We start from the raw sequence: 13,482 nt of genomic DNA, 5'->3' as shown, positions 1-13,482 counted from the left end.
GCCGCCTGGGCTTCAAGACGCCGAGCGAAGTCTTTGCTCGGTCCTAGCGGTGTTGCACTTCAAAGTTGACTTCAAGCATCACCACGCCAGCCTAGATTGGCTTCGAGTGCTGCAGCAGCACCCTGCTCAATTCCGACCACTCCTGCTCGGTGGCAAAGAAACCTCGCGGGAGGAAAAAGGCACAACGTGGCGCGTAGTAGACAAGAGCCAAATCGTTGACCAGACGAAAGCCAAGAAGCTTCGCCCAGGGAAGCTCAGTGGTGCTCGCTTCCGTTTTCCACTCGATCCCGGTCGGCCCGATTCGACCAGACACAGCACCGTGCAGACGAACGTAGTTCCTCCATGATCGCCGACGTCCATATCGAGTTAGCAAAGAACAAGCGACGAAGACTGCAAGGCCCCACATGACGTCAGGAAGAGCAAGTGATGGCTCCGAAAGCGCCTCAGTCCAGCCGGCGCCAAGTGCGATGAAGGCGAGTACGCACGCGGGAGCGAAGAAATACCAGCGGGACCATCGTGGCAGCAAGGCACTTTGAACGCGATTGAATTCCGACTCGCTGATTGATCCAGAGAAGATTGCCACGGTAGCGCTCATGTCGAATGTGCTGCCCAACGTGTTGTAGGGAGACAGTCCTGTCCGTTTATCAAGGAGGCCTGTACGCTTAATACGGCAAGGACAACCGGCCTGAAAGGCCCGTCAATCCTCGATTCTGGACACACGGATGCTCGCCCAAACCGCACTATCAAATCCGTCAGAAGCGGCACCGGTCGTCTGGCAGTCATGACAGGCTCCATCGCCAATACTCGCCCGAATCAAACCTTCAACCTGAACGGCGTGAAGTTGGTCTCCCGGTCGTAGTAGTCCTCGTTCTCCACCCGCTTCAAAAAACCGACGACGCGATAGGTCACCGGCGTCATCGCCGCTTCCCAGCAGGTCTTGAACAGGTACTGGGTGATCATCACGGCGATCAGCTGTTCCTGCGGCCAGATGCCCCAGAAGGCGATCACGAAGAAGAAGCTGGTGTCGACGGCCTGGCCGACGACGGTGGAGCCGATGGTGCGCAGCCAGAGATGCCGGCCGCCGCTCCAGACCTTCATCTTGGCCATCACGAAGCTGTTGACGAAGCTGCCGCAGCAGAACGCGATCATCGAGCCGGCGACGATGCGCCAGGTGTTGCCGAACACCGCTTCGATGTGGGTCTGATAGGCCTTCATGAAGTCGTTGTCGGCGGCCGGCAGCTTGACGACGACGAAGGCCATGAAGGCCGCGAAGGCCAGCGCGCCGAAGCCCGCCCAGACCACGCGGCGGTCGCGCCCGTAGCCGTACACCTCGGTCAGGATGTCGCCGAAGATGTAGGAGAGCGGAAAGAACATCAGGTCCGCGCCGAAGGTCACGGGGCCGATCAGCGGCAGGTCCAGCTGCGCCGCCTTGGCCGGCCCGATCAGGTTGGAGCACAGCAGCACGCAGACGAAGGCGGCCATGATCAGGTCGTAGTACTTGAAACTGCGAAGAGGAGGCACGGTGGCGGTTGCATTCATGGTGACGTTCAAGGGCCGGGCGCGAGCGAGTATCGCCGCGCCGGCAACGCCGGCCGCACCGGGTTTGCCCCGCGCAGCGCGACGATGCGGCAGGTCTAGACTGACGCCATCATGCTGAATCCCATCGTCTACGCCGTCCCCGTTTTCCTGCTGATGATGGCCGGCGAGTACTGGCTCGCCCGCCGTCGCGGCGAGGTTGACGTCTACCGCGCGGCCGACACCGTCTCCAGCCTCGCGCTGGGCATCATCAGCCAGCTGGTCGGCGTGTTCACGAAACTGCTGATGCTGGGCCTCTACACCTGGCTGTGGCAGCACGCGGCGCCCCTTCACAGCATGCTCCCCGAATGGTCGATTTCCTCGCCCTGGGCCTGGGGCGCGGCGCTGCTGATCTACGACTTCCTCTACTACTGGAAGCATCGTCTGGGCCATGAGGTGGCGGTGCTGTGGGCCGCCCATGTGGTGCACCACAGCAGCGAGGAATACAACCTCAGCACCGCGCTGCGCCAGACCGGCAGCGACTTCCTGCTCGGCTGGCTGTTCTATCTGCCGCTGGCCCTGCTGGGCGAGCCGCCGCTGATGTTCGTGGTCGTCGGCCTGATCGACCTGCTCTACCAGTTCTGGGTCCACACCCGCCTGGTCGGCAGGCTGGGCTGGTTCGACCGCGTCTTCGTCTCGCCGTCCAACCACCGCGTGCACCATGGCCAGAACGACTACTGCCTGGACCGCAACTACGGCGGCATCCTGATCCTGTGGGACCGCCTGTTCGGCAGCTTCGTTGAGGAGCGAGACGATGAACCCATCGTCTACGGCGTGCTGGGCCAGCTCAGGAGCTGGAACCCCTGGACCGCCAATCTGCGCAGCTATGCCGACCTGTGGCGCGACGCCCGGCTGGCCGACAACTGGGCGGACCGGCTGAGCATCTGGTTCCGCCCGCCGGGCTGGCGGCCGGCCGCGGCCGAACGGCAGGCCCCCAAGCCCAGGCCGGACCTGACGCGCTTCCAGCGCTATGCACCGGCACTGTCGCCGGGCCTGCCGCTCTATGGCCTGCTGCAACTGGGCCTGCTGCTGCTGCTGGGCGTCTATTTCCTGGCGGTGGAGCCGCAACTCGCCGCAGCGCAGGCCTGGGCCGCGGCACTGGCGCTGGGCCTGGGCCTGGTGCTGCTCGGTCGCCTGCTGGAGGGCCGGCCCGCCCGCGGCGAGCAGCTGCGGCTCGCCGCGCTGGCCACGCTCGCCACCTACCAGCTGTGGCAGGGTCAGGCCTTGCTGGCCATCGGCATGGCGCTGTGGGGTCTGTGCCTGCTGGCCGCGCTGCTGGGGCTGCTGCTGCTGCCGCGCCTGCTCAGGCGGCCCGCAGCGCCGGCAGACGGGCTGAAAGCGGCGGCATAAGCGGTGGCATAGGCGGCGACATCGTCGGCATAAGGGGCCGAGCGCCCGCCAGCAGCCGCTGGTCGTGGCGGTAATCCTCGTGCGGCTCGATGCGCCAGTCGCTGCGCCCGAACTGCTCGCGCAGGGCGTCCACGATGCGGTCGAAGCGCCAGCCCTCCTCGGCATTGCTGTCCAGGTGTACGACACCGGCCTCGCGCCGACTCAGCAGGCCGGCCAGGGCCGCGGCCGTGTCCTCCATGAAGGAACAGGCCGGCGTCCAGGCCCGGCTGGCGGCCACGCGCCCCTCGCGGCGCTGCCAGTCGTCCAGCGCCATCAGCATATTGTTGCCCGGCTGCGCGGGGTCGATCTGCCAGCCGACGCGTGCGATGGCGGCACCCGGGTGGGCGGCGCGCAGCGCGTCCTCGCAGGCGATCTTGTAGCGGCCGTAGCCGTCGCGGGCCGTGCGTTCGTCGCCGGGCCGGTGCGGGCCATCGGGTTCGTGGTGGAACACCATGGCCGTGCTGGTGAAGAGCATCGGCAGGCCGGCCCGCGCCGCATGCGCGGCCAGGCGGGCGGCCCAGTCGGCGCTGCCCATCGCCAGATGCGCGATCGCATCGATGCGCTGGCCGGCCAGCCAGGCCGATGCGGCCGGAGCATCCTCGGGATCGACCGCGCGGCGGTCCCAGGCCAGCACCTCGTGTCCCTCGCGCAGCAGCTGCCGCGCCAGCAGCGGCGCCAGCGTGCCATTGAGTCCGGTCACGAGACAGCGCATGAGCACATTCCGGGGCGGTGTTGAGGCATCGGGATCCCCAAGTGAAAAGAAAGACCCCGGAGGACATCCGGGGTCGGTGGCGGCAGCAGGCTGCGGGATCAGAACTTGTAGTTCGCGCCCACCAGATAGGTGCGGCCCCACTTGATGTACTCCAGCGGGCGGTCCTTGGTGGCCGCATAGGTGCGGTAGGCATCGTTGCCCAGGTTGTTCACCTGGAACAGCAGGCCCAGGCCCTTGAACATGCCCTCGTTGAAGTTGTAGCCCAGCTGCATGTCGATGATGCTTTCGCCCACCACATAGCGCAGCGTGCGGTTGCCGTTGAAGTTGCCGATCTCGCCGATGTAGTCGGAACGCTTGCGCTGGCTGACGCGGGCCTCGAAGCCATCGCGCTCGTAGTAGGCGGTCAGGTTGTAGACGCGCTTGGACAGACCCGGCAGGGTGATGAAGTCGCTGCCGACGCTGCTGGCGCTCTCGGGGTCCTTGATCTTGATATCGCTGCTGTTGAAGCTGGCACTGGCCACCACGCCGAAGCCGTTCAGCGACTTGCTGAGCAGGTTGAAGGGCAGCGAGGCCGACAGCTCCACGCCCTTGAGCTTGCCGCCCTGGCCGTTGTAGGGCGCGGTGAAGGTGCCGGTCAGCTGCGCGGGCTGGCCGCCGGGGGGCGGCGTGTAGCCGGCCACGAAGCGCGAGAAGTCGTAGTTGTCGTTCGACTGCGTGTAGATGTAGCTGCGCAGATCCTTGTAGAAGGCCGCGGCCGCCACATAGGCCTTGGAACCGAAATACTTCTCATAGGAGACGTCCAGCGCATTGGCGCGCCAGGGATCCAGCTGGGCATTGCCGCCGCTGGCGCCGGGCTTGCCGGTCGACGTGTCGATGCCGAAGTCCAGCGCGGAGCGCAGCTGGTCGACACGCGGACGCGCCATCTGGCGGGCCAGCGCGAAGCGCAGCGTCTGGTCGTCGCCGAGCGAGAACGCGAGGTTCATGCTGGGCAGCACGTCGGTCACGGTCTTGCCGTCGTTGATCGGCTTGACCTGGCTGCCCGCCGGGGCCGTGCCGTCGAAGTAGTTGGCCTTGGACGACTGCTCGGTGCGCACCACCTGCACGCCGAAATTGCCGCGCACCGGCAGGCCGAACATCTGGCTGTCGATGTTCGCCTTGGCGAAGGCGGTGCTGGTCTTCTCCTCCACGTCCCAGGCCTTGGAAACCAGGAAGTTGGCGGTGTTGCTGGGGTTGAAGACCATGTAGCGGGCCACGGCGGCCGGCACGTTCCAGGCCGGGATCATGCCCAGGCCGGCGAAGCCCAGGTTGACCGGGCTGTACTGCAGGTCGGCCGCGACGGTGGTGTCGCCCTGCGCGCCCACGGTGATGTCGCCCTCGGGCTGGCGCTTCTTCTTCGAGCGGTCGGCGTAGTTCAGGCCCACATCGATGTCGGACAGGAAGCCGGCGGCCACCGGCGCGGGGAAGTTGCCGACCAGCTTGAAGCCGGTCAGCTCGTCCTCGACGCTGGGCACCTTGCCGTAGCCGGAGCCGTAGATCGTGCCGCGCAGGAACAGCTTGCTCGGGTCCGAGTAGTTCAGCTGCGGCACCATCGTCGAGAAGTTGGAGCTGGAGAAGTTCAGCTTGACGGTGTCGTAGGGCACGCCACCCACCGGGCTCAGCTGCGAATTGTTCTCCAGGCTCAGCTCGTCGCGCTTGGCCTTCGAGTAGTTGATGTCGGCGACCACGGTCACGCCGTTGTCGAACTGCAGCTTGTTGTTCCAGCCGGCCGCGGTGATCTTGTCATCGCGCTTGTTGTACATGCCGCGCACCAGCGGGTAGACGTTGGTGATCGTGCCGCCGGTCTGCGTGCCGTTGCTGTTGACCGAGTTCTGGGTCCAGGTGCAGTCCGGGTTGCAGGGGAAGCTGCCGTTGTACTGCAGGTTCAGCTCGAACTGGTTGGCCGTGTCCACCTGCTTGGCCTTGGACCAGAAGCCGTCCACCACGCTGGTCCAGTGCTTGGACGGGCGGAACTCCACCGTGGCCATCACGCCGTCGCGCTCGGTCTTGCCGGTGCGGCGCAGTGCCTTGATGCCGTCGGACACATAGGTGCCGCTGGGCACGCCGGGGCGAGCGGCCACCTTCCAGGGCTCGTACAGGCCGACCTGCTCCTCCTGCACCGGGGTTTCCTGGTGCGCATAGCCGATGGCCACGCCGATGGTCTTGTTGGCGAACTGGTCGATGTAGCTGGCGCTGAAGCGGTTGCCGTTGGCGCTGGCATTGGCGGCCGAGCCCAGCGAGTTGCGCTGGCCACGCGCATTCAGCGCGACCACGCGATTGCCGAAGTTCAGCGGACGCACGGTCAGCATGTCGATGGTGCCCGACAGGCCCTGGCCGACCAGGCCGGCGTCCGGCGTCTTGTAGATGGTCACGCCGCCCAGCAGCTCGGAGGGGTACTGGTCGAACTCGACGCTGCGGTTGTCGCCGGTGCTGACCAGCTCGCGGCCGTTCAGCAGGGTGGTGGCGAAGTCGGGCGACAGGCCGCGCACGCTGATCACCTGGGCGCGACCGGCGACGCGCTGGGCCGACAGGCCCGGCAGGCGAGCGATCGATTCGGCGATGCTGACATCGGGCAGCTTGCCGATGTCCTCGGCCGAGATCGACTCGACGATGGAGTCGGAATTCTTCTTCACCGAGATCGCTTCCTCGATGCCCTTGCGGATGCCGGTGACGGTCACGACCTCCAGGGTCTGGGTCTGCTGGGCCTGGGCGGCGGTGGCCGCGATCAGCAGCACGGTGCAACCGGTGGCCACCGGGCTCAGCTTCCACAGGGCGGCCCGGCGCTCGGGCAGGCCATGGCCGGTTTGGCCAGTTTTGCCAGTCTTCATCTTTGTCTCCTTGATCGTCTTCGATGCCACACAAACCATGTGTGAGGCGCCTCCCGGCATGCCCCCTCTTGCGCTCTTGATGTTGTTTTGTTTCGCGCCTTCAACGGTCTTGTTTGTACCAAAACTAGATTTTCAACAACACAGACGTAAACCCTAAATCGACTCGCCGTGCCGTCGAAAAAATATCTCAATCCATTGATTTATATAAATAAACATCCATGGCACCGGGCGAGCGAGCGCCAAGCAAAATGGCCTATGGGTGGCCAAACATGTAGCTCAATTACATTGTCAAAAAACAACAAACCGCCGTCAAAGCTCGGCTTGCTCGATCGCCAGGGCGGCGCCGCCGAGCGCCGCCAGCGTGTCGGTGATCACGGCCGTCGGGATGCCTTCCAGATAGGCGCGAAAACGCCCCTTGGCCTCGAAGCGCTCGCGAAAGCGCGAAGCGAAGAACAGCTCCCCCAGGCGCGGCACGATGCCGCCGCCGATATAGACCCCGCCGCGCGCACCCAAGGTCAGAGCCACATTGCCGGCAAAGCCGCCCAGCAGGGCGCAGAAGGCGTCGAGGGTCCGCTCGCAGACCGGATCGCCCCCCACCAGGCCTGCCTCGACGATGGCCTCGGTACCGAGCGCCGCCGCCGCGGGCTGCCCCAGCACCGCAGCCACCGCGCCGTGCAGCAGCGGCAGACCGATGCCCGACAGCAGCCGCTCGGCCGAGACATGGGAAAAATCGCGCCGCACATGCGCCAGCAAGGCGGCCTCGAACTCGTCGGCCGGCGCCAGGGTCGCATGCCCGCCCTCGCCGGGCAGCGCCAGCCAGCCCTGGCGCGTCTGCATCACGCCGGCCACCCCCAGCCCGGTGCCCGGACCGATCACCGCCAGGGTGCCGGCCGGATGCGGCAACTCGCGATGCGCGCGCAACTGGCTGGCATTCAGGCGCGGCAGCGACAGGGCGAGCGCCTCGAAATCATTCAGCAGCAGCAGATGATCCAGGCCGAGGCCGGCCTGCACCGCGCTGCGCGAAAAACTCCAGCGGCTGTTGGTCAGCTCGACCGCGTCGCCGGCCACCGCGGTGGCCACCGCGAACGCCGCACGCTGCGGCGCCCGGTAGGCCGCACCGAGCCGCTCGCGCAGGCCGGTCAGATAGGCCTGCGCCGCTTCGGCCGGACCGGCATAGGCCGACACCGGCAGGGTGCGCACATGCTGCACCCCCGCCGCCCCCGACTCCACCCAGCCAAAGCGTGCATTGGAGCCGCCGATGTCGGCCACCAGGCTCGGCACACCGCCAAGCTCTTCCCTACGCTTCACCACGCATTTCCTCCCGCTGCGACGCCACAACGCCACGCGCCAATTCGAACCCGACGGTGGCCGGCAATGACGGACAGACCGGCAATGCACGATGGCTTCCGCCCCAAGACCGCCCGAGGGCCATCCATCCGCGGCCACAACACGGGCCGCGTCGATCAACACTTTAGCGGCAGAAGGTAGCAAAACTACAAAACAACCACAAGAGTATTCACCCAGGAAGGCCGAATTCATTGACGACCCCTTACCAAACATCTTTGGATCAATTCCCGAGCCCTCAAAGACAACAAGTAGTCAAGCTACATTCATTGACGAACATCGGTCCATTCACCCCTGGCTTTGCCCGAGCGCCGCGACCGGCCGGCGGCCCCATAATCCCGCGCACCCGCCGGCCTCGTACCGGCCCCACCCGCCAGTCGACAGCCCCCCTCCCCCTGCTCATGCTCTCCTTCGACAGTCCCCGCCTGATTGCCGACATCGGCGGTACCTATGCGCGCTTCGCGCTCGAAACGGCGCTGGGCCGCTTCGAGCACGTCGCCTCGCTGCGCTGCGCCGACCACGCGGACTTCCATGCCGCCGTCAGCGCCTACCTGGCCGGCCTGCCCGACAGCCCCCCGGTGCGCCATGCCGGCGTCGCGATCGCAAACCCGGTCGAGGGCGACCAGGTGCGCATGACCAACTACCACTGGCAGTTCTCGATCGAGGAGATGCGCCAGCGTCTCGGGCTGGACACCCTGGTGGTGGTCAACGACTTCACCGCATTGGCGATGGCCCTGCCGCGCCTGTCGGGGCGCGAGGTGCGCCAGGTCGGCGGCGGCGAGCCCCATGCGCAGAGCGTGATCGGTCTGCTGGGTTCGGGCTCGGGCCTGGGCGTCTCGGGCCTGATCCCGGCCGGCGACGGCTGGATCGCGCTGGGCACCGAGGGCGGCCACACCAGCTTCTCGCCGCGCGACGAACGCGAGATCGCGCTGCTGCGTTTCGCCTGGCGGCATTTCGACCATGTGTCCTTCGAGCGCCTGCTCTCGGGCCCCGGCCTGGAATTGATGTACCGCGCCATGGCCGACTACGCCGGCCGCCCCGCCGAGGAGCTGCTGGCACCCGAGATCACCCAGCGCGCGCTGGACGGCGCCGACCCGGTCTGCGTCGAGACCCTCGGCCTGTTCTGCGCCCTGCTGGGCACGGCGGCGGCCAACCTGGCCGTGACCCTCGGCGCCCTGGGCGGCATCTATATCGGCGGCGGCATCGTGCCGCGCCTGGGCGAGGCCTTCGACCGCTCGGACTTCCGCCAGCGCTTCGAGGACAAGGGCCGCTTCAGCAGCTATCTGGCCGCCATCCCGACCTATGTGATCACGGCCGAGCATGCCACCTTCATCGGCGCCTCGGCCATCCTGGAGGCCCAGCTGCGCAAGCTGGAGCGCGCGCCCGGTGGGGCCATCCTGGAACAGATCCGGCGCGCGCGCGAACAGCTGTCGCCGGCCGAGCTGCGCGTGGCCGAACATGTGCTGGCCCATGCGCGCGCCGTGCTGAACGCCCCGATCGCCGAGATCGCGCGCGCCGCCCATGTCAGCCAGCCCACCGTGATCCGCTTCTGCCGCTCGCTGGGCTGCGAGGGCCTGTCGGACTTCAAGCTGCGCCTGGCCTCGGGCCTGACCGGCACGGTGCCGGTCACCCACACCCAGGTGACGCACGACGACTCGATGGTGGAACTGGGCGCCAAGGTGCTGTCCAACACCGCCTCGGCCATCCTGCAGGTCAGGAGCGCGCTGAACCGCGAGATGATCGACCGCGCGATCGAGCTGCTGCTGCATGCCAACCGCATCGAGTTCTACGCGGTGGGCCATTACGGCGTGGTGGCGCAGGACGCGCAGTTCAAGTTCCTGCGCTTCGGCGTGCCCAGCAGCAGCTACACCGACCCGCGCCTGCAGTCGCTGGCCGCCGAGGTGCTGACCGACAAGGACGTGGTCGTGATCATCAGCGCCAGCGGCAAGCTGCCCGAGTTGGTGGCGGTGGCCGAAAAGGCCCGCGAGCGCGGCGCCAAGGTCGTGGCCATCACCGCCGGCCAGTCGCCGCTGGCCAGGAAGGCCGATGCGGTGCTGATCGTCGACCATGTGGAGGATGTCGCCACCCATCTGCCGATGGTCAGCCGCATCCTGCACCTGCTGGTGATCGACATCCTGGCGGTGGGCGTGGCGATGCGCCGCGACCCCGAGGGCGTGCTGGCCGGTCGCGCGCGCGAGGCGCTGGAGGAACCGGCCGCCGCGCCGCGGCCGCGGCGCGGCGCCAGCAGCGCGGCACCGGGCGTCAGCCTGGCCACGCCGTTGGCCCGGCTGACCTCGCACAGCCGCTAGCGCGGCACCAGGCCCAGGGTCACACCCAAGGTCACACCCAAGGTCAAGCCCGGGATCGCGCCCGGAGTCATACCCAGGATCAGGCCCAGGCCGCGAACACCTCTTCGGCCAGGCCGAAGGCCGTGCTGGCGCCGGTGCCGCTGGTCACCGTCACCACGCGGGTCGCCGCGTCGGGAGCCAGCACCAGGCAGGGCGTGCTGCCGGACGAGGGATAGATGCCGGTCCAGCGTTCGGTCACCGTCGCCTCGCTGAGGTGCAGGGCCGCGCGCAGATGGTCGAGGATCAGCGCATCGACCCGCTCCAGCGCAAAGGGCGGCAGCACCGGACCGTAGTGGTGCGAATCGCCCACCACCAGCGTGCCGTCGGCGCTCTGCACGACGATCAGATGGATGCCATGCGCCAGGCTTTCGCCCTCCTCGGCCTGCAGGCGCTCGCGCAGGGCCTGCGCCTCGGGCAGGGCCGCATAGCCTTCATAGCGCACCAGGCTCAGATCGCCCATCACCGCGCCCGCCAGCCTGAAGCCCGGCTGCGGCCGCACGCGCAGCATCTGCAGCTGGCACAGGCGCAGCTCGTGCGGCAGGAACAGCGGCGCGAACAGCCCGTTCAGCTCCGCGCCGCCGCACACCACGACGCGCTCGGCGCGGTAGCTGGCGCGCGCGGTCCGCACCCGCGGCGTCTCGACCGCCAGAACCGCCTCGCCGAAGCAGAACACGACGCCCAGCGCCTCGGCCAGCCAGGCCGCGAGCCGCGGGATGGCCTCGCGCGACTCGACCCGCAGCTCTTGCGGGCTGTGCAGCACCGCGCTCAGCTGCTCGCTGCGCAGCGCCGGATGGCGCCGCGCGGCCTCGGCCGGGCTCAGCAACTCGCAGCCATGGCCCATCTCGGTGGCCATGAAGGCCCGCAGCACGGCCTCGGCCTCGGGGCGCTGCGCCGCCAGCCACAGGCCGCGCTGCGCGATCGGAATGCCGGCCTTGGGCGCCAACTCGGCCCAGACCTCGCGCGAGCGCGCCGCCCGCGCCCAGCTGGCGCCGGCCTGCTGGCCGGTCACGGTGACGAAGCCGAAGTTGCGGATCGAGGCGCCGACGCAGGCCGCGTCGCGCTCGACCACGATGACGCGCAGGCCGCGCCGGGCCGCCTCATAGGCATGGGCCAGTCCGACGATGCCGGCGCCGACGACCAGCAGGTCGCAATGTTCGGTAGCTTCAATGTGCATGGCGTCCGAAATATGACGGAGAGAAGTCCGCGACTGTAGGCGGACCATATGTCACGCCGGCGTCGGACCTTGCAACACCCGGCAACAAGCCGGCGGACGCCCGAGGGTGGACGTCCGAGGGTAATGGAGCATGCGAGCCCGGGCGCCGCCTGACTAGCATGGGGCGTCCCCACCGCGGAGCCTTCCCATGACTGTCGCCCAGGCCGATACCCTGTCCCTGCCAAGCATGCTGGATCGGACCGCCCTGCGGCCGGCGCTGGAGTCGGCGGCCCAGGCCGCACGCGCCTCCGGCCATTCAATGGCCCTGCTGACCCTGGACATCGACCATTTCAAGGACTACCAGGACGATGTGGGCGAGGCCCGCGCCCGCCAGGTGCTGACCCAGCTGGCCCTGCTGCTGGACCAGCTCAAGCCGCCCACCGCGCGCCTGGCCTATCTGGGCAGCGACGAGTTCGTGCTGCTGCTGCCCGACACCGCCCTGCCCCAGGCCACCGCGCTGGCCGAGCGCCTGCGCCAGCGCATCGCCGAGGCCCTGGCCCTGCTGGAGCGCCAGCCGCCGCTGACCGCCACCCTGGGCGTGGCCGCCAGCCCGCCGGGCCAGGACTGGAACGCCGCCACCCTGCTGTCGCTGGCCGATGCGCGCATGACCTTCGCGAAGCGGCGCCTGCCGCCGCACCACAACCTGGTCTGGGCCGGCAGCCTGCCCTCGGACTGGTGCACGCGCCTGGAAGTGCAGCCGGCGCTCTGGCCCAGCCTCTGAGCACCGGCGCCCTCGCAGGCGCGTGCGCACAGCGCCTGCCGCATGCACGCCGGCGGGTCGGGCGGCACCCCGGCCTTGCCTAGAATCAAGCCCGATGCGCCCCCTGCCCCTGATCGTCATCCTGCTGGTGCTGAACCATGTGGCCTTCAACGGCAGCCGCATCGCGGTCGCGCTGTTCGCGATCAAGCAGGGCGCGTCCACCCTGACCGTCGGCAGCCTGATGGCCGTCTACGCGCTGCTGCCGGCCCTGCTCTCGGTCACCGCCGGACGCTGGATCGACCGCGGCGGCGTCAACAAGCCGATGCTGATCGGCACCATCGGCGTGGGCCTGGGCACGATCGCCCCCTTCCTCCTGCCAAGCATCGGCACGCTCTACTTCACCGCGGTGCTGGTGGGCCTGGCCTTCATGCTGATCAATGTCTCGGCCTACCACGCGGTGGGCGAGATGAGCGCGCCCGAGGAGCGCACGGTCAACTTCAGCTATGTGGCGCTGGGCTTCTCGACCTCGACCTTCGTCGCGCCGATGCTGACCGGCGTCTCGATCGACAGCCTCGGCTACCGCGCCGCCTTCCTGATCCTGGCCCTGTTCACCGTGCTGCCGCTGCTGGCGCTGTGGGCCCGGCTGCTGCCCGAGCAGCCGCGGCCCGAGCGGCAGGACCTGGGTCCGCGCGGCCATGTGTTCGAGCTGCTGCGCGAGCGCGAGGTGCGGCGCCTGTTCATCGCGATGGCCATCCTGACCGTCGGCTGGGACATCTACAACTTCGCGATCCCCGTCTATGGCGCGCAGATCGGCCTGACCCCCTCGCAGATCGGCATCGTGATGGGCGCCTTCGCGGCCGCCACCTTCGCGGTGCGCCTGGCCATGCCCTTCATCGCGCACCGGACCCAGCCTTGGTCGCTGCTGACCGTCTCGCTGCTGCTGGCCGGCGCGGCCTATGTTGCCATGCCCTTCACGCACAGCGTCGGCCTCTTGATGGCCATCACCTTCGTGCTGGGCCTGGGCCTGGGCGCGCCGCAACCCACCGTGCTGACCCTCTTGCACCAGAGCGCCCCGGCCGGCCGCGCCGCCGAGGCCCTGGGCCTGCGCACCACGATGATCAACACCAGCCAGACCGTGATGCCGCTGGTGTTCGGTGCGATGGGCGCGGCCCTGGGCGTGGCGCCGCTGTTCTGGGGCATGGCGGCGATGATGCTGGGCGGCAGCGTGTTCGCGCGGCGGCGTTAGACCCAATCCCCTACGCGCTGCGCGCGCCCCTCAAGGAGCAAGTCCGCGTGACCGGCAAAGCCGGAGCCCCGGACATTGCCTGGCAGACAAC

The 13,482-nt window shown here is 68.2% G+C and carries 10 protein-coding genes; 4 read left to right on the top strand and 6 right to left on the bottom strand.

Annotated elements, in window-relative coordinates; translation table 11 throughout:
- Window positions 1–91: 91 nt before the first annotated feature.
- Complete coding sequence (locus AC07OQ_RS18765) at window positions 92–595, bottom strand: hypothetical protein (RefSeq protein WP_495054661.1); 504 nt, start codon at window positions 593–595, stop codon at window positions 92–94.
- Window positions 596–813: 218 nt separating this feature from the next.
- Window positions 814–1,539 carry a queuosine precursor transporter gene (locus AC07OQ_RS18760; RefSeq protein WP_495054660.1) on the bottom strand — a complete coding sequence of 242 codons (726 nt, stop codon included), beginning with the start codon at window positions 1,537–1,539 and terminating at the stop codon, window positions 814–816.
- A 111-nt stretch (window positions 1,540–1,650) separates the two neighbouring features.
- Here AC07OQ_RS18760 and AC07OQ_RS18755 point away from each other — a divergent pair, with 111 nt between their 5' ends.
- A complete protein-coding gene (locus AC07OQ_RS18755; protein WP_495054659.1) occupies window positions 1,651–2,925 on the top strand; it encodes a sterol desaturase family protein in 1,275 nt (424 codons plus the stop codon).
- Here the strand turns inward: AC07OQ_RS18755 and AC07OQ_RS18750 are convergent.
- From AC07OQ_RS18750 to glk, 3 genes are all read right to left on the bottom strand, one after another.
- The gene (locus AC07OQ_RS18750; RefSeq protein ID WP_495054658.1) at window positions 2,879–3,676 is read right to left on the bottom strand and encodes a sugar nucleotide-binding protein; all 798 of its coding nucleotides are present in this window, start codon (window positions 3,674–3,676) and stop codon (window positions 2,879–2,881) included. The genes AC07OQ_RS18755 and AC07OQ_RS18750 overlap by 47 nt on opposite strands.
- A gap of 98 nt (window positions 3,677–3,774) precedes the next feature.
- Window positions 3,775–6,540 carry a TonB-dependent receptor gene (locus AC07OQ_RS18745; RefSeq protein WP_495054657.1) on the bottom strand — a complete coding sequence of 922 codons (2,766 nt, stop codon included), beginning with the start codon at window positions 6,538–6,540 and terminating at the stop codon, window positions 3,775–3,777.
- Between the two features lie 309 nt (window positions 6,541–6,849).
- The gene (glk, locus tag AC07OQ_RS18740) at window positions 6,850–7,848 is read right to left on the bottom strand and encodes a glucokinase (protein ID WP_495054656.1); all 999 of its coding nucleotides are present in this window, start codon (window positions 7,846–7,848) and stop codon (window positions 6,850–6,852) included.
- Between the two features lie 437 nt (window positions 7,849–8,285).
- Here glk and AC07OQ_RS18735 point away from each other — a divergent pair, with 437 nt between their 5' ends.
- Window positions 8,286–10,193 carry a glucokinase gene (locus tag AC07OQ_RS18735; RefSeq protein ID WP_495054655.1) on the top strand — a complete coding sequence of 636 codons (1,908 nt, stop codon included), beginning with the start codon at window positions 8,286–8,288 and terminating at the stop codon, window positions 10,191–10,193.
- A gap of 79 nt (window positions 10,194–10,272) precedes the next feature.
- On the opposite strand, the gene AC07OQ_RS18730 is transcribed toward AC07OQ_RS18735, so the two are convergent.
- Window positions 10,273–11,406, bottom strand: a complete 1,134-nt coding sequence (locus AC07OQ_RS18730) for a TIGR03364 family FAD-dependent oxidoreductase (protein ID WP_495054654.1) — start codon at window positions 11,404–11,406, stop codon at window positions 10,273–10,275.
- 187 nt (window positions 11,407–11,593) lie between these two features.
- Between AC07OQ_RS18730 and AC07OQ_RS18725 the strand changes: the two genes are divergently transcribed.
- Entirely contained in the window at window positions 11,594–12,166 is a 573-nt protein-coding gene (locus AC07OQ_RS18725; protein WP_495054653.1) for a GGDEF domain-containing protein, read from the top strand.
- Window positions 12,167–12,260: 94 nt separating this feature from the next.
- On the top strand, window positions 12,261–13,391 hold the full coding sequence (locus AC07OQ_RS18720) for an MFS transporter (RefSeq protein ID WP_495054652.1): 1,131 nt from the start codon (window positions 12,261–12,263) through the stop codon (window positions 13,389–13,391).
- The last annotated feature ends 91 nt before the right edge of the window (window positions 13,392–13,482 follow it).

This window comes from Roseateles sp. GW821-FHT09B06 (genome assembly GCF_059418245.1).
The sequence above is the reverse complement of the archived record's forward strand: the minus strand, read 5'-3'. Positions and strand labels throughout refer to the sequence as shown.

Bases quoted from the DNA above. Each gene is read 5' to 3' on its own strand.
- AC07OQ_RS18765 (WP_495054661.1), bottom strand. From the start codon at position 595: ATGAGCGCTACCGTGGCAATCTTCTCTGGATCAATCAGCGAGTCGGAA.
- AC07OQ_RS18760 (WP_495054660.1), bottom strand. From the start codon at position 1,539: ATGAATGCAACCGCCACCGTGCCTCCTCTTCGCAGTTTCAAGTACTAC.
- AC07OQ_RS18755 (WP_495054659.1), top strand. From the start codon at position 1,651: ATGCTGAATCCCATCGTCTACGCCGTCCCCGTTTTCCTGCTGATGATG.
- AC07OQ_RS18750 (WP_495054658.1), bottom strand. From the start codon at position 3,676: ATGCGCTGTCTCGTGACCGGACTCAATGGCACGCTGGCGCCGCTGCTG.
- AC07OQ_RS18745 (WP_495054657.1), bottom strand. From the start codon at position 6,540: ATGAAGACTGGCAAAACTGGCCAAACCGGCCATGGCCTGCCCGAGCGC.
- AC07OQ_RS18735 (WP_495054655.1), top strand. From the start codon at position 8,286: ATGCTCTCCTTCGACAGTCCCCGCCTGATTGCCGACATCGGCGGTACC.
- AC07OQ_RS18730 (WP_495054654.1), bottom strand. From the start codon at position 11,406: ATGCACATTGAAGCTACCGAACATTGCGACCTGCTGGTCGTCGGCGCC.
- AC07OQ_RS18725 (WP_495054653.1), top strand. From the start codon at position 11,594: ATGACTGTCGCCCAGGCCGATACCCTGTCCCTGCCAAGCATGCTGGAT.
- AC07OQ_RS18720 (WP_495054652.1), top strand. From the start codon at position 12,261: ATGCGCCCCCTGCCCCTGATCGTCATCCTGCTGGTGCTGAACCATGTG.